The organism is Streptomyces sp. NPDC046712 (assembly GCF_040645695.1).
Classification (GTDB): Bacteria; Actinomycetota; Actinomycetes; order Streptomycetales; family Streptomycetaceae; genus Streptomyces.
Genome location: NZ_JBEYYW010000001.1, coordinates 450,512 through 466,594, shown reverse-complemented (window position 1 = coordinate 466,594; position 16,083 = coordinate 450,512). Strand labels below are relative to the sequence as shown.

Below are 16,083 nucleotides of genomic sequence, written 5' to 3'. Positions count from 1 at the left end.
GCGGTTACGCGTGGAAGGGCAGGCCCGCGTCGGCGGCGAGCTCCAGGTCGTCGCCGTCGGGCGGCGGCAGGAGGGTCGCGGTGCCGTCGCTGACGGGGACGACGCCGAGGTCGAGGAGCTCGGCCATGGCGGCGCTGCCGGCCATGTCGCGCACCTGGAGCTGGTAGCGGGCGGTGGTGCGGTAGGCGCCACCTGCGTCGTCACCGGTGCGTTGGAGGAAACCGGAGTCGGTGAGGAAGGCGACGGCCTTGCCGACGATGCCCGTGGTGGAGCCGGCGAGGCGGCGTGCGTCCTTGGTGGCGCCGGTGGAGCTGCGGCGGGCGTAGATCCGCCAGGCGGCCTCCAGGCCGGGGGCGTCGGAGGCGGGGTCGGTGTTCTCGCCCTGCTCCTCGGCGCGCTCTTCGAGGCGGCGGCAGGCCTGGCGTACGAAGGCGTCGACGCCGTTGACGGTGAGGCGGCCGATGTAGCCGTCGTCGGCGAGGTCCTCGGGGCGGGGGAAGGCCATGGCGGCGACGGCGAGGTGGGCGAGGCCGTGCAGGAACCGGTCGGCAGAGTCGGTGTTGGCGCGGCGGGCGTAGTCGCCCATGCGGACGGCGAAGACGGAGTCCTCGCCGGCGGTGACGGCCATGCCCGCACGGGGGGAGACCTCCAGGACGACGAGTCCGAGGCCGGTGGCGACGGCGTCGGCGAGGCGCGCGAAGGCGGGATCCTCGCGGTAGCGGCGGAGCAGCTCGGTGTACTCGGCGTCGCGGGCTGGCAGCAGCTTGGGCTGGAGCCCGAACGAGACGAGCCGTGCGGCGTCGGCGGCGTCCGCGGGGGTGACGGCGGTGGGTGCGGCGGGGGTGTGCGGGGGCTCCGGCTCGCTCCACGCGTCGGTGTGCTCGGCGTGGTGTTCGCTCACGGCTGGGGCTCCTCGGTACGGGTGGTCGGTGGTGCGGTGGGGACGGGGCGCGGGAGGGGCAGGCGGACGGGGGTGACGCGCACAGCCGGCCGCCGGGGCGGGATCTCGGCGGACGCGCCGGGCCCGCCCGCGGGAGGGGCCAGCCGGATGGCCCGCACGAACGGAGCCGGACTCCGCCGTGCCGGCGCGGGCGACGAAACGACCCCGATGGTCATGCCCCCCGACCGGGACGCCGCCGGATTCTGGTCCCCGGCGGTCACCGACTCCTGGGCCGTGCCTTCGCCCGGGGTATGGGTCCCCTCCGGAACCACCACGGTGCTTGCCGGGAGCGGGGCCTCGCCGGAGGCCGACGTCGAGCACGGCGCCGCAGCCTCGCCGGAAGCCGGCGTCCCGCACAGGACCGAAGCCTCGCCCGGAGCAAGGGTCCCCTCCGGGACCGCCACGGTGTTGGCCGGGAGCGGGGCCTCGCCGGAGGCCGGCGTCGCGCACGGCGCCGGAGCCTCGCCCGAGGCAGGCGTCGCGCACAGGGCCGAAGCCTCGCCCGAGGCCGGCGTCCCGCACGGGGCTGAAGCCTCGCTCGGGAGCGTGTCCGAAGCCGGAGCCTCCGCCGGGACTCGAGCCGCCGCCGGCGCCTCGCTCTCGCCCGCGACCGGGGCTTCGACCTGCAGTGGGGAGTCCCCCGCGACTGGGGCTTCGGCCTGCAGTGGGGAGTCCCCCACGACCGGGGCTTCGGCCTGCAGCAAGGGATCCTCCGTGTGCGGGGTCGGGGCCGTCGCCGTCGTAACCGCCTGGTCCGTGGTCACGAGGCCTCCGTGCGGTCCGCTGCCATGCCGAGGGCGTCCAGGAGAGCCGTACCCACTATCAGGTCGGCGCCGCCGAACTCCGGGTCGTCGAGTTGCGTGCCGTCGTCGACGGCGAAGAGCAGGCGTTCCTCACCCTGGCGGTAGGCGGTGCCGACCGGCGGGCTCGCGGCGTGGACGGCGAGGAGGGCGACCAGGTACGGGAGGTCGGGGTCGCGCCGGCGGGCGTCGGCGAGGAGGCCGGAGAGACGGCGGGGCGCGTCGTGCTCCAGGTCGAGCAGTTCCATCGCGCTCGCCAGCTGCTCCTCGCTGAAGCGGCTGTCGTCAGGGGTGGCGATCAGGTCCGGCTCGGGCATCTCCGCGCCGAGGTGCTCGCGCTCGACCGGCGGGGTGAGCAGCATGTCGACCAGGTCGCCGACGCGCACGGAGGCGGGGGTGCGCAGTCCGGTGCCCCGGGCGAAGAAGGCGTCCGTGACCTTGGTCGCCTGCTCGACGGGGAGCGGCAGGATCGGTGCGACGAGCTGCCCGTAAAGATCTATCCCGGTGTACGAGGTGGGCGCGGCGAAGGCCTGCCGGTCCTGCTCCGCGCGGAAGAGCGGGCCCGCCTCCAGGAGGCGGGACTGGAGCTGGGTGTGGCGGCGGATGCAGTCCTTGACGATGTCGACGAGCTCGGCGGCGCGGCGCTTGTGCTCGGGGTCCTCGGCCTCGTCGCGGGCCTTGCGGATGTTGGTGAGGATCGCGTTCTCGTGGCGGTAGCGGTCGGCGACGTGGTCGAGTGCCTCGGCGATCATGTCCGGAACGGCCTGCAGCCAGTCCACCGCGCGGACGTTGCGCCGGGTCGCCTCCAGGGTCTTGCGGAGAGTCTCGGCGTACTGCACGGTCCGGTACCGCGCCTGCTCGGCGGCGAGCTGGGCGTCGGCGAGCCGGCCGCGGCTGATCAGGACCTCGAGCTTCACCTCGGCCGCGATCTGGGCGCTGGTGACGTCGGTGTCAAGGGCGCCGACGAGGACGTTGACCGCTTCGTCAGTCGTACGGAGGTAGACGCCTCCGCCGTAGCCGGGGACCTCTTCGATCAGCTTGAAGTCGTAGTCGCGGCGGGTGTAGACGCCGTCGGCGCCGAACGTGCCGTAGACGGCGCGGAAGCCGCGGTCGACGCTGCCGACGTTGATCAGGTTCTCCAGGACCCAGCGGGCGACCCGTTCGTGCTCGGCGGCGGGGCGTGCGGGCGCCTGGGCGCCGACGCGGGGCAGGAGACGGGCGACGATCTGCTCGTGGTCGGCGCCGGTGTCGAAGTCCATGTTGAGCGTGACGAGGTCGATGGCGGCGAGGGCGACCTCGGCCATCGCGTAGACCGAGTACTCGCCGGCCAGGTTCGCCTTGCGGGTGTCCAGGTCGTGCAGCGGCGCGGTGCACGCGAGCGCGCGGAGGCGCCGCGCGAGCCCTTCGTCGGCGGCCGGGCCCTGCGCGGGCCGCGGCCCCGCGCTGAGCTGGGGCGGAACGAGGTCCGTCGAGGCAGGCGAAGTCACGGTGCACAGATTAGGTCCTCGCACCGACAAGGGTCGAAACGGCGCAGAAGCGACCCGCTCGGCGGGCGGGCGTGGTAGCGGCGGGTGCGACCGGCCCGCTCAGGCCTCCGGGGCCTCCGGCTCGTCGACCGCCTTCGCGTAGACCTCGACGATCCGGGTGCGGGAGTCGTCGAGATAGCGGGCCAGGAGTCGTTCCGCCGTCGCGCGTTCGCCGGCGCGCAGCGCGTCCAGAATCTCCCGGTTTCGTACGAGATACGGCTCGTGCAGGCTGCGGGCGTCGTCCACTACGTGGAAGGCGAGCCGGAGTTCGGCGAGGACGCCGCGCATCAGCTCGTCCGTGCGCGCACTGCCGGCCAGGGCGACCAGTTCGCGGTGGAAGTGGATGTTGGCGGTGGAGACGCCCTTCCAGTCCTCCGCGCGGGCGGCCCGCTCGCCCTCCTCGACCGCGGCGGCGAGGCCGTCGACGGCGAACGGCGGCTGCCCCAGATCGTGGACGACCGCGCATTCGACGAGGCGGCGGGTGCGGTAGATGTCGGCGACGTCCTCGACGGCGAGGACCCGGACGAAGACGCCCCGGTTGAGCTGGTGGACGAGCAGCCGTTCATGCGTGAGCAGCCGGAACGCCTCGCGCAGTGTGTTGCGGGACACACCGAGCGCGCCGCCGATGCTGTCCTCGGACAGCCGCGTGCCGGGCGGGAAGAAGCCCTCGGCGATCCGGGTGCGCAGGATGTCCGCCACCCGTTCCGCCGTGCTGGTCCGCCCGAGCAGCGCCCGGTCGTCGGCGAGTTCGTCGATTCCGCCCACTGTGCCTCGTTTCCTTCGTGGTCCGCGGCCGAGTCAATCGCAGGTACCTCCCGGAAACAAGAACGTGACGACATGCCTCTTGTCGGATCGTTCAACAATCCTCTACGTTGACGACACCGCACGGTCCTTCAGTACGTCTCTCAGGCACTCTCCTCCCCCTCTGCGAGGTGCAGATGAGCACGACACAGACCCAGCAGCAGGCACAGGGCGAACGGCCCGACGACACGGGCGCGTTCGCCTGGCTGCGCGCCCTCGGGCCGCGCGGCCGCCGCGCCTTCGGCGGCGCGTTCGGCGGATACGCCCTGGATTCCTACGACTTCTTCACGCTGCCGCTCTCGATGGTGGCCATCGCCGCCTACTTCGGCCTCGACAAGGGCCAGACCGGTCTGCTGACCACGGTCACCCTGGTCGTCTCGGCGATCGGCGGCGCGCTGGCCGGCATCCTCGCCGACCGCATAGGCCGGGTGAAGGCGCTGATGATCACGGTCATCACCTACGCGCTCTTCACCGTGCTGTGCGGCTTCGCGCCCAACTACGAGACGCTGCTGGTCTTCCGGGCCCTCCAGGGCCTCGGCTTCGGCGGCGAGTGGGCGGTCGGCGCGATCCTGGTCGCCGAGTACGCCTCCGCCAAGCACCGGGGCCGTACCCTCGGCGGCATCCAGAGCGCCTGGGCGGCCGGCTGGGCACTCGCGGTGATCGTCTACACCCTGGTCTTCCAGTTCGTCGACGCCGACACCGCCTGGCGGGTCATGTTCTGGACGGGCGCCCTGCCGGCGCTCCTCGTGGTCTACGTCCGGCGGAACGTCGAGGACGCACCGCAGGCCGCCGAGATCCGGCGCACCTCCGCCGAACGCGGCTCGTTCACCGCCATCTTCAAGCCTGCACTGCTCCGCACCACGCTCTTCGCGGTGCTCCTGTCGACCGGTGTGCAGGGCGGCTACTACACCCTCGCCACCTGGGTCCCCACCTTCCTGAAGACCGAACGGGGTCTGACGGTGGTCGGCACCGGCGGCTATCTGACCTTCCTGATCTCCGGCGCCTTCATCGGCTATCTGACCGGGGGCTATCTCACGGACCGGCTCGGCCGGAAGAAGAACATCGCGCTCTTCGCCGCGCTGTCCGCGCTGTCCGTCCTCGCCTACACGAACATCCCGTCCGGCGCGAACACGCTCCTCCTCGTGCTCGGGTTCCCCCTCGGCTTCTGCATGTCGGCCATCTTCAGCGGCTTCGGCTCCTTCCTCGCCGAGCTGTACCCGACGGCGGTCCGGGGCACGGGACAGGGCTTCACGTACAACACCGGGCGCGCGGTGGGCGCCGTCTTCCCGACGCTGGTGGGCTTCCTCGCCGAGAGCTGGGGTGTCGGCGGCGCGCTGGTCTTCGGGGCCGTCGGCTACGGCCTCGCGGTGCTCGCTCTCCTCGGACTGCCGGAGACCCGCGGAAAGGAACTGGTATGACGCCCACGGCAGTTCTCGACCCGCGGGCGGCACGCGCGCGTGCCCGTGCCGGATCGACCGCCCCGACCGCCGGCTGGGCCCCGGGCCACACCCAGGCCAATCTCATCTCGGTGCCCGCGGACTGGGCGTACGACGTGCTGCTGTTCTGCACCCGCAACCCCAGGCCCTGCCCCGTCCTGGACGTCACCGACGCCGGCTCGTGGACCACGGAACTCGCCCCCGGCGCCGACCTCCGGACGGACATCCCGCGCTACCGCGTGTGGGAGCACGGGCGACTTGTCGACGAACCGACCGACGTGACCCCGTACTGGCGCAGCGACCTCGTGTCGTTCCTCATCGGCTGCAGCTTCACCTTCGAGGGCTCCCTCGCGGAGGCCGGAGTGCCGCTGCGCCATGTCGACCAGGGCCGCAACGTGTCCATGTACGTCACCGACCGGGCGTGCCGGCCCGCGGGACGGCTGCACGGGCCGATGGTGGTCTCGATGCGGCCCATACCCGCGGAGCTCGTGCCCACGGCGCGGCGGCTCAGCGGACTGCTGCCCGCGGTGCACGGAGCGCCCGTGCACGCGGGTGATCCGGCGGCGCTGGGCATCCGTGACCTGGACCGTCCCGACTTCGGGGACGCGGTCGCGGCGGAGCCGGGCGACGTACCGGTCTTCTGGGCCTGCGGGGTCACTCCTCAGGCAGCCGTGATGGCCTCGCGTCCGCCGTTCGCCCTCACCCACGCACCGGGGCGGATGCTCGTCACCGATGTACGCGACGCCGAGTACCGCGTCGCGGCCTGATCCGCACCACCGCCGCCCGTACTACCGCACGCCCGCACCACCGCACGTCCCGGGAAGGAAGGACCGTCACCATGACCTGGGCCTCGATCGATCTCAACGCCGACCTCGGAGAGGGCTTCGGCCGCTGGACGCTGACCGACGACGAGGAGCTGCTCTCCGTGGTCACCAGCGCCAACGTGGCGTGCGGCTTCCACGCCGGGGACGCGGTCACCATGCGGCGTGTCTGCGAGCTGGCGGCCGCGAGAGGCGTACGGATCGGGGCCCAGGTCTCGTACCGCGATCTGGCCGGCTTCGGCCGGCGCTCCATGGACGTCCCCGCCGACGAGCTGGCGGCCGAGGTCGCGTACCAGATCGGCGCGCTCGACGTCTTCGCCCGCGCCGCCGGTTCGGCGGTCTCGTACGTCAAGCCGCACGGCGCCCTGTACAACCGGGTGGTCCGTGACGAGGAGCAGGCCGCCGCCGTCGTCGACGGGGTCCTCCTCGCGGGCGGCGGGCTCCCCGTGCTCGGCCTTCCCGGCTCGCGGCTGCACGAGGCCGCCGGGAAGGCGGGCCTGCCCGTCGTCGCCGAGGCGTTCGGCGACCGGGCGTACACGGCGGACGGCTCCCTGCTGCCACGGGGGCAGGAGGGAGCCGTCGTCACCGACCCGGCGGAGGTCGTCGAACGGTCGGTGTCCATGGCCCGCTTCGGGGTCGTGACCGCGCACTGCGGGCGGTCCGTCGCCGTACGGGCGCGGTCGCTGTGTCTGCACGGGGACACTCCGGGCGCGGTGGGTCTCGCCCGGCGGGTGCGCGCCCAGCTGGAGGCGACCGGGGTCAGGGTGGAGGCGTTCGCATGAAGGCGCGGCGGGTGTTCCGGGTGGGTGAGCGGGCGCTGCTCGTCGAGCTGGCGAGCGGGCGCGAGACGGAGGCGTTCCACGCCGAGTTGCTGCGCCGGCGGGCGGGCGGGCTGCTGCCCTCCGTACGGGAGATCGTGCCGGCGGCGCGGACGGTGCTGCTCGACGGGGTCGACGCGCCCGACCTGCTGGCCGGGCAGCTGCGGGAGTGGTCGATTCCGCCGCTTCACGCGCGCGTGGAGCGGGTCGTCGAGGTACCGGTCCGCTACGACGGACCCGATCTCGCCGAGGTCGCCGCACTGTGGGGGGTGTCCGTGGAGACGGCGGTCCGGATCCACGCGGGCACCGAGTTCCGGGTCGCGTTCTGCGGGTTCGCGCCGGGCTTCGGCTATCTGACCGGGCTCGGCGAGCAGTACCAGGTGCCGCGCCGGGCCACTCCGCGCACGGCCGTCCCCGCCGGGTCGGTCGCGCTGGCGGGGCCGTACACGGGCGTGTACCCGCGCTCCTCCCCTGGCGGCTGGCAGTTGATCGGTTCCACGGACGCGGTGCTGTGGGACGCGGGCCGTGAGCCCGCCGCTCTGCTGACGCCCGGCTCGCGGGTGCGTTTCGTCGTGGAGAGCGTGGAGCGCCGGTGACCGATCGTGCTTTCGCCGTCGTACGGGCCGGAGCGCTGACCACCGTGCAGGACCTGGGGCGGACCGGGCACGCGCATCTGGGCGTGCCTCGCTCGGGGGCGCTGGATCCGGGGGCCGCGCGGCTGGTGAACCGTCTGGTCGGCAATCCGGAGGGCGCGGCGGTCCTGGAGACCACGGTCAACGGATGCGCGGTACGGCCCCGGTGCGCGGTGACCGTCGCCGTGGGCGGCGCCCCGTGCCCGGTCTCGGTCGACGGGCGGCCCGTCGCGTGGGGCTCGGCGGTACGGGTCCCGGCCGGGGCGCTCCTCGAAGTCGGCGCGGCCGTCCGCGGCCTGCGCGCGTACGTGGGGTTCGGCGGCGGGATCGCCGTCGAACCCGTCCTCGGCAGCCGCTCCACCGACCTGCTGTCCGGGCTCGGCCCGGCGCCACTCGCCGACGGGGCGGTGCTGCCGCTGGGAGTGGAATCGGCCGTACGGGGGTCGGTCGACACTCCCCCCTGGCCGGGCCCGCCGGACGAACTCGTCCTGCGGGTCCGGCTCGGGCCGCGGCACGACTGGTTCACACGTCAGGCGCTCCGCACCCTCGCCACGCGCGCGTACCGCGTCTCGCCGTCGAGCAACCGGATCGGTCTGCGCACCGAGGGCCCGCCCCTGGAGCGGGCGCGCACCGGCGAACTCCCCAGCGAGGGCATGGTCCTGGGCGCGGTCCAGGTGCCGCCGGACGGCCGGCCGGTGGTCTTTCTCGCGGACCATCCGACGACCGGCGGCTATCCGGTGGTGGCGGTGGTGCGGGAGGCCGACCTGGCGGCCGCGGCGCAGGCGGTGCCGGGGACCGGCGTGCGGTTCGTGCCGCTGCGCTGACACCCGCCGCGCCTTCGAAGACGCGTAACCCCTAACGGGCGGGGCCGTAGCCTCCCCCGCCCGGGGTCCGCAGGACCAGGACGTCGTCCGGGCCGACCTCGGCGGTGTCGACTCCGCCGAGGTGGTCGACGGTGCCGTCGGCCCGTTCGACCAGGTTCTCCCCGAGTGCCCCGGGCTCCCCGTCGGCCATGCCGTAGGGCGGGACCCTGCGGTGGCCGGTCAGCAGGGTGACGGTCATCGGTTCCAGGAAGCGGATGCGGCGTTCGACGCCGTCGCCGCCGTGCCACCGGCCGCTCCCGCCGCTGCCCCTCCGTACGGCGAAGGAGTCCACCCGGACCGGGTGGCGCCACTCCAGGATCTCGGGGTCGGTGAGCCGGGAGTTGGTCATATGGGTCTGGACGGCGTCGGCCCCGTCGAAGCCGTCCCCCGCGCCCGAGCCGCTCGCGACCGTCTCGTAGTACTGCACGCGCGCGTTGCCGAAGGTCACGTTGTTCATCGTGCCCGACCCCTCGGCCTGGACGCCGAGGGCCGCGTACAGGGCGCCGGTGACCGCCTGGGAGGTCTCCACGTTCCCGGCGACCGTCGCCGCCGGGTAGGCGGGGGCGAGCATGGAGCCGGGCGGCACACGCACCTCCAGGGGTTCCAGGCAACCGCTGTTGAGGGGGATGTCGTCGTCGACGAGGGTGCGGAAGACGTACAGGACGGCGGCCATCACGACGGAGGTCGGCGCGTTGGCGTTGCCCGGCTGCTCGGGGGACGTGCCGGCGAAGTCGAGGACCGCGGAGCGCCGTTCGCGGTCGACGCGGACCGCCACCTGGACGACCGCGCCGCCGTCCGTCTCGTAGCGGTACGAACCGTCCTCGAGACCGGCCACGATCCGCCGTACGGACTCCTCCGCGTTGGCGCGCACATGGCGCATGTAGGCATGGACGACGTCGAGGCCGAACTGGTCGACCATGGCGCGCAGTTCCTCGATGCCCTTCTCGTTGGCGGCGATCTGGGCGCGCAGGTCGGCGAGGTTGGTGTCCGGGTCGCGGGAGGGGTAACGCGCCCCGGTCAGCAGCGCCCGCGTCTCGTCCTCCCGCAGCCGCCCGTCCCGTACGAGCAGCCAGTTGTCGAAGAGGACGCCCTCCTCGTGGACGGTCCTGCTGAAGGCGGGCATGGAGCCGGGGGTGATGCCGCCGATCTCGGCGTGATGCCCGCGCGAGGCGACGAGGAAGAGCAGTTCGTCGGTGGAGTCGGTGGAGTCGCCCGAGTCGGTGGGGTCGCCCCGGTCGCTGGAGTCGGGCGAACCGCCCGTGTCGCCGAAGACCGGTGTCACCACCGTGACGTCCGGGAGGTGGGTGCCGCCGTGGTACGGGTCGTTGATCGCGTAGACGTCGCCGGGCCGCAGGGAGTCCCCGCCCCGCCGCAGTACCTCCTTGATGGACTCGCCCATGGAACCGAGGTGGACGGGGATGTGCGGCGCGTTGGCGATCAGGTTGCCCTCGGGGTCGAACAGGGCGCAGGAGAAGTCGAGTCGTTCCTTGATGTTGACGGAGTGGGCGGTGTTCTCCAGTCGTACGCCCATCTGCTCGGCGATCGACATGAAGAGGTTGTTGAAGACCTCCAGGAGGACGGGGTCGACGTCCGTTCCGACCGCGACGCGCGCGGGGCGGGGCCGCGCGCGGGTGAGGACGAGGTGTCCGCCGTCGCCGGCCGTGGCCTGCCAGCCGGGGTCGACGACGGTGGTGGCGTCGGCCTCGGCGAGGATCGCGGGACCGGTGACGGTGTCGCCGGGACGCAGGTCCTCGCGCCGGTACAGCGGGGTGTCCGCGGCCGTGTGACCGCTGTGCATCCGTACCGTCGCCCGGGCGGCGAGCTCCCCCGCCCGTTCGCCGGCCTCGACGGCCACCGGGCCGTGCGGTCCGGCGGTGCCCACGGCCTCCACGGAGACGGCCTCGACGACGAGCGGCCGCTCCATGGTGAAGGCGTACCGCGCGCGGTGGAGGTCCGTGAACGCCCGGGTCATCTCCTCGGTGCCGGCCAGGTCGACCTGGAGGCTCGCGTCCGTGCCGGCGTAGCGCAGCAGCACGCGCGCGTGGGTGGCGATCGCGGAGTCGGGCAGTCCGTCGGCGCGCAGCTCCCCTCCGGTCCTGTCGGCGAGTTCGGCGCAGAGCTCCGTCACGCGCGCGTGCGTCCCGGACGCGTGGAGCTCCGCCTCGACCGACTGCTCGCGCATGGCGGTCGCGTCGGCGAGGCCGATGCCGTACGCGGAGAGGACACCGGCGAGCGGCGGTACGAGGACGGTGTCGACGCCCAGGGCGTCGGCGACGGCGCAGGCGTGCTGGCCGCCGGCGCCGCCGAAGCTGGTGAGGGCGTAGCGGGTGATGTCGTGGCCGCGCTGGACGGAGATCTTCTTGACGGCATTGGCCATGTTGAGGACGGCGATCTCCAGGAAGCCGGCGGCGACCTCCTCGGGGGTGCGGCCGGCGCCGATCTCCTGCGCGAGGGCGGTGAACTTCTCGCGCACGACGGCGGCGTCGAGCCGCTGGTCGCCGTCCGGCCCGAAGACGGCGGGGAAGTGGTCGGGCTGGACCCGGCCGAGCATCACATTGGCGTCGGTGACGGTGAGCGGGCCGCCGCGGCGGTAGCAGGCGGGGCCGGGGACGGCGCCCGCGGAGTCGGGGCCGACGCGGTAGCGCTGGCCGTCGTAGTGGAGGACGGAGCCGCCGCCCGCGGCGACGGTGTGGATGTTCATCATGGGGGCGCGCATCCGCACGCCGGCGACCTGTGTACCCAGTTCACGCTCGAACTCGCCCGCGTAGTGCGACACATCGGTGGACGTGCCGCCCATGTCGAAGCCGATGACCCGGCCGAACCCCGCCTGTCCCGAGGTGCGGGCCATGCCGACGACGCCGCCGGCCGGTCCGGACAGGACGGCGTCCTTGCCGCGGAAATGAGCGGCCTCGCGCAGACCGCCGTTGGACTGCATGAACATGAGCCGGATTCCGGCGAGTTCGCGGGCCACCTCGTCGACGTATCTCCGCAGGATCGGTGAGAGATAGGCGTCGACGACGGTGGTGTCGCCGCGGGGCACGAGCTTGATGAGCGGGCTGACCTCGTGGGAGCAGCTGACCTGGGTGAAGCCGAGCGCGCGGGCGCGGGCGGCGATCCGGGTCTCGTGGTCGGGGTGGCGGTAGCCATGCATGAGGACGACCGCCGCGGAGCGGTAGCCGTCGCTGTGGGCCGCCCGCAACTCCTCGGCGACGGCGTCCTCGTCGAGCGGTCTGACGACGCGGCCGTGGGCGTCGACCCGCTCGGGGACCTCGATCACCCGCTCGTAGACGGCCTCGGGGAGCACGATGTGGCGGTCGAAGAGCCGGGGGCGGTTCTGGTAGGCGATGCGCAGGGCGTCGCGGAAGCCTTCGGTGACGAGGAGGACGGTCGGTTCGCCGCGTCGCTCCAGGAGGGCGTTGGTGGCGACGGTGGTGCCCATCTTGACGACGTCGATCCGGTCGGCGGGGACCGGCTCGTCGGGACCGAGCCCGAGGAGGAGGCGGATCCCCGCGACGGCGGCGTCGTGGGTGCGGGCCGGGTCGTGCGAGAGGAGCTTGCGGGTGACGAGCCGACCGTCGGGCCGCCGGCCCACGATGTCGGTGAAGGTCCCGCCACGGTCGATCCAGAACTCCCAGCGCCCGGTCATTCCCCCATTGTGGCCACCGTGGCGTCCAGCGACACCGCCGCGAGGGCGGCGGACAGGGCGTGTTCGGCCCGCCGGTCGAGCCGGGCGGCGGAGCCGCCGGCCCAGTGGCGCAGCTCGGCGCCCGCGAGGTGCAGCAGCTGGGGCAGCAGGTCGTGGCAGCGCCGGGCGACCCAGCCGGTGCCGGCGGTGGCGAGCCACAGCAGCGCCTCTGTGCGGGTCGGCGGGGGCTGTTCGGGTTCGGGCGAGGGAGGCGCGCCGTGGGCGAGGCCGCGGGCTTTCAGGAGCACGTGGAAGCGCGCGGCGATCGCGCGGTGGCCGCGCTCGCCGGGGTGGAGCCGGTCGGCGCTCCACAGGGACCGGTCGTCGGTCCAGGCCGCGTCGGCGAGGTGGAGATGGACGGTGTCGTAGCGGGCGGAGATCGCGTGGACGAGGGCGTTGACGGCCTTCTGGCGCCGGGCGAGCGGCCGCGCGAGTGGCGGCGGGAGGCCGAGCATCCGGCCGGGGTCGGGCAGACAGGCGGTGAGGAGTACGGCTCCGTCCGCGGTGAGGTCCGCGCAGACCCGGTCGAGGCGGCGGGCGAGCCGGCCGATGTCGAAGGTGTGGCGGAGGGTGTCATTGACCCCGACGACGACGGAGACGAGGTCCGGCCGGAACGCCACGGCCTCCGGGGCCTGCTGCTCGGCGACCTCCCGGCTCTGGGCCCCGCTGACGGCGAAGTTCCGGAACTCGACGTGCTGCCCGGGGCCGGCGAGCCCATCGGCCAGCAGCGCGGCCCAGCCACGCCAGACGCCGTCGACACGGTCCCCGACGCCCTCGCTGAGGGAGTCTCCGAGGACGGCGAAGCGGACGACGTGGGCGGGGGCGGACGGCGCGTGTGCGTCCGCTCGCGCGGCGCCGGGAAGCGGGGCCCCCGCGCCGCCCACCCCACACCGGTCCGCCCGCCGCGGGGCGGGCACGCGCGCGTGGGCCGGCTCCACCGACCCGGAGGACGTCCGGCCGGCGCCGGGCACAGCCGGGACGGACGTCCTGGGAGCGCCCGACGTGCTGTCCGGGGCAGACGCCGCGGCCGTACCCGTGGCGCCGGTCGGGCCCACGACCCCGGCGCAAGCCGTTGTCCCGGGAGGGCTCGAAGTCCCGGCTGTGCCGCGCGTCCCGGCTGTGCCGGACATGTCGGCTGCGACCGACGTCCCGGGCGTGACCACCCGCCCGGTGGTGGGCGGCGGCTCCGGGTCGTTTGTGGTCGGCTGGATGGTGGTGGTCATGTCCGGGCTCCCTGCGGCGGGACGAGGATCGAGGCCGGCGCCGCGTCGTGGGCTTGGAGGAAGGCGGCGATCGAGCGGTCCCAGCCGAAGAGTTCGGCACGCGCGCGTGCCGCCGCGCGGCGCTCCTGTTCCGGGCGGTCGAGCAGGGAGCGGATGCTCGCGGCGAAGGCGGCCGGGTCGTCGGGGGCGCAGGCGCCCGCGTCGCCGAGGACCTCCGGGAGGGCCGAGGAGGCGCTGGCGACCACCGGGGTGCCGCAGGCGAGGGCCTCCAGCGCGGACAGCCCGAACGTTTCGGCGGGCCCGGGGGCCAGGCACAGGTCGGCGGCGGCTTGGAGGTCGGCCAGGGTCTCGCGGTTCGCGACGTGCCCCAGGAACCGCACCGGTAGCCGTTCGTCCCTCGCCCGGCGCTCCAGCGTGCTCCGCAGCGGCCCGTCGCCGGCCACGACGAGCGCGGCCCGGACCCCGGCCCCCCGCAGGTGGGCGAGCGTGTCCAGGGCCGTTCCCGGCCGCTTCTCCACGGAGAGCCGCGAGCACATCACCAGCAGCACCCGCTCGCCGTCCGCGTGCTTGGCCCGCAGGACGGTGCTGCGCCGCCCGGGCCTGCACCGGTCCAGGTCCACGCCGAGCGGTGCCCGTACGACGTTGCGGGCCCCGATCCGTACGAACTCCCGCTCCGCCCACTCCGTCGTGCACACGATCCGTGAATACGCCCAGGCCGTACGTCGGTTGAGCCGGTCGGCCGCGCGGGCGGCGGCGGCCGGCGGCACGCCCCAGGTCCGCAGCACGCCGTCCGCGGTCTCGTGGGAGACCATCACCGACGGCACCCGGGCGCGCCTGGCCCACTCCCCCGTCCAGCGCAGGGTCGTGCGGTCGGAGACCTCCAGCCGGTCCGGGGCGAGCTCCTCGAGGAGGCGGCGTAGGCGGCGCCGGTCGGCGAGGACGCGGTAGCCGCCGGTCCCGGGCAGGACGGGGCCGGGCAGAGTGATGACCCGCCCCTGGTCGGTGACCTGGTCGCTCCCGACGTCTCCGGGGACGATCAGGACGGGCTCGTGCCCGGCGGCGAGGTAGCCGCGACCGAGCTGCTCGAGGGCGGTGCGCAGGCCGCCCGAGGTCGGCGTGACGAAGTTGGCGAGCCGCACGATCCGCAACGGCCGACGTATGCCGAGGGCGAGTTCGGGGGTATTCAGGCCAGGGCCGTCCACGCCGGGAAGGACCTCCCCGCGGACATCCAGGCCGGCACCCTTCGCACCGAGGTCGCTCAGGCGGGCGTCGTTCGTCCCCCCGCCCTTTCCGCCGGGGACCTTCGCCCCGCCCTTCCCGCCGAGGTTGCTCCCGCCGGGGACGCTCGTGTCGAGAACGCTCATGCCGCCACCGCCGTCCGCTCGCGCAGCACCTCCAGGTAGTGGCCGATCAGTTCGTCGCCGACGGCCTCCCAGGTACGGCCCTCGACCGCCGCGCGGCCGGCGCGGCCGTAGGCGGCGCGCAGCGCAGGGGCGGCGGCGAGGGAGGCGACGGCCTCCCGCAGCGCGGTCGCGTCGTCCGGCGGGACGAGGAGTCCGGTCCGCCGGTGGTCGACGAGGTCCAGCGGGCCGCCGGCGGCCGGGGCGACCACGGGGACACCGCTCGCCATCGCCTCCTGCACGGTCTGGCAGAACGTCTCGTACGGGCCGGTGTGCGCGAACACGTCCAGCGAGGCGAAGATCCTCGCCAGATCGGCGCCGGTGCGGCGGCCGAGGAACTCGGCGCCGGGGAGCGCGGTCCGCAGCCCGGGAGCGCTCGGGCCGTCGCCGACGACCACGACCCGGACGCCGGGCAGTCCGCACACTCCTGAGAGCAGTTCGACCCGCTTCTCCGGCGCGAGGCGGCCGATGTAGCCGACGAGAAGCTCGCCGCCGGGGGCGAGTTCGCGGCGCAGGGCCTCGTCGCGCAGGTCGGGGCGGAAGCGGACGGTGTCGACGCCGCGGCGCCAGAGCCGTATGCGGCCGATGCCGTGCGTCTCCAGGTCGTGCGCGGCGGCCGTGGATGGCGCGAGGGTGCGGTCGGCGGCGCCGTGGACGGCCCGGAGCCGGCGCCAGGCCGCGCCCTCGCCCGCGCCCATGTAGGTGCGGGCGTAGCCGGCGAGGTCGGTCTGGTAGACGGCGACGGCGGGGAGTCCGAGCCGGTTCGCGGCCGCCATTCCGCGCACTCCCAGCACGAAGGGGCTCGCGAGGTGCACGAGGTCGGCCCGGTGTGCGGCGATGGCGGCGGTCAGGCGGCGGCTGGGCAGGGCCACGCGTACCTGCGGATAGCCGGGCAGGGGCAGGGACGGTACGCGCACGACGGGGCAGGGCGCGTCGGAGTCCGGCGGGTCGGCGGGGCCGGTGACGGGTACGGCCGGGGCGACGACGAGCGGATCATGACCGCGGCGGACGAGGTGGCGCGCGGTCTGCTGGGCGCAGTGCGCCACACCATTGACATCGGGTGGGAAGGATTCGGTGACGATGACGACACGCATACCGGTGTTGTCGTCGCGCCCGGCGTGTTCCCGCCTACGTGGAT

12 protein-coding genes are annotated in these 16,083 nt (G+C 74.2%); 5 read left to right on the top strand and 7 right to left on the bottom strand.

The features are described 5' to 3' along the window. Positions 1-4 precede the first annotated feature (4 nt). The 3 genes from ABZ939_RS02205 to ABZ939_RS02195 form a co-directional block, all read right to left on the bottom strand. Complete coding sequence (locus ABZ939_RS02205; RefSeq protein WP_361847848.1) at positions 5-901, bottom strand: hypothetical protein; 897 nt, start codon at positions 899-901, stop codon at positions 5-7. A 799-nt stretch (positions 902-1,700) separates the two neighbouring features. Beyond that, positions 1,701-3,227 (bottom strand): hypothetical protein, encoded by a 1,527-nt coding sequence (locus ABZ939_RS02200; RefSeq protein WP_361847845.1) that lies wholly within the window; start codon positions 3,225-3,227, stop codon positions 1,701-1,703. Positions 3,228-3,326: 99 nt separating this feature from the next. Beyond that, positions 3,327-4,031, bottom strand: coding sequence for a GntR family transcriptional regulator (locus tag ABZ939_RS02195; RefSeq protein ID WP_361847843.1), 705 nt, complete (start codon positions 4,029-4,031; stop codon positions 3,327-3,329). Positions 4,032-4,204: 173 nt separating this feature from the next. Here ABZ939_RS02195 and ABZ939_RS02190 point away from each other — a divergent pair, with 173 nt between their 5' ends. From ABZ939_RS02190 to ABZ939_RS02170, 5 genes are all read left to right on the top strand, one after another. Then, positions 4,205-5,485, top strand: a complete 1,281-nt coding sequence (locus ABZ939_RS02190) for an MFS transporter (RefSeq protein WP_361847840.1) — start codon at positions 4,205-4,207, stop codon at positions 5,483-5,485. After that, entirely contained in the window at positions 5,482-6,270 is a 789-nt protein-coding gene (locus tag ABZ939_RS02185) for a putative hydro-lyase (protein WP_361847837.1), read from the top strand. Before ABZ939_RS02190 ends, ABZ939_RS02185 begins: the two co-directional genes overlap by 4 nt. A 71-nt stretch (positions 6,271-6,341) precedes the next feature. Next, entirely contained in the window at positions 6,342-7,106 is a 765-nt protein-coding gene (locus ABZ939_RS02180; RefSeq protein WP_361847834.1) for a 5-oxoprolinase subunit PxpA, read from the top strand. After that, positions 7,103-7,738 carry a 5-oxoprolinase subunit PxpB gene (pxpB, locus tag ABZ939_RS02175; RefSeq protein WP_361847831.1) on the top strand — a complete coding sequence of 212 codons (636 nt, stop codon included), beginning with the start codon at positions 7,103-7,105 and terminating at the stop codon, positions 7,736-7,738. Before ABZ939_RS02180 ends, pxpB begins: the two co-directional genes overlap by 4 nt. Further along, positions 7,735-8,598, top strand: coding sequence for a biotin-dependent carboxyltransferase family protein (locus ABZ939_RS02170; protein WP_361847828.1), 864 nt, complete (start codon positions 7,735-7,737; stop codon positions 8,596-8,598). Before pxpB ends, ABZ939_RS02170 begins: the two co-directional genes overlap by 4 nt. 31 nt (positions 8,599-8,629) lie before the next feature. On the opposite strand, the gene ABZ939_RS02165 is transcribed toward ABZ939_RS02170, so the two are convergent. Genes ABZ939_RS02165 through ABZ939_RS02150 form a run of 4 tightly spaced genes read right to left on the bottom strand, consistent with a single transcriptional unit; the run spans position 8,630 to position 16,039 of the window. Then, complete coding sequence (locus ABZ939_RS02165; RefSeq protein ID WP_361847825.1) at positions 8,630-12,283, bottom strand: hydantoinase B/oxoprolinase family protein; 3,654 nt, start codon at positions 12,281-12,283, stop codon at positions 8,630-8,632. Next, positions 12,280-13,545, bottom strand: a complete 1,266-nt coding sequence (locus ABZ939_RS02160) for an SGNH/GDSL hydrolase family protein (RefSeq protein ID WP_361847822.1) — start codon at positions 13,543-13,545, stop codon at positions 12,280-12,282. Before ABZ939_RS02160 ends, ABZ939_RS02165 begins: the two co-directional genes overlap by 4 nt. Continuing rightward, the gene (locus tag ABZ939_RS02155; protein WP_361847819.1) at positions 13,542-14,909 is read right to left on the bottom strand and encodes a glycosyltransferase; all 1,368 of its coding nucleotides are present in this window, start codon (positions 14,907-14,909) and stop codon (positions 13,542-13,544) included. The genes ABZ939_RS02160 and ABZ939_RS02155 overlap by 4 nt, the downstream gene beginning before the upstream one ends. Then, positions 14,906-16,039: a glycosyltransferase family 1 protein gene (locus ABZ939_RS02150; RefSeq protein ID WP_361847816.1), complete on the bottom strand. Its 1,134-nt coding sequence runs from the start codon at positions 16,037-16,039 to the stop codon at positions 14,906-14,908. The genes ABZ939_RS02155 and ABZ939_RS02150 overlap by 4 nt, the downstream gene beginning before the upstream one ends. Positions 16,040-16,083 lie beyond the last annotated feature (44 nt).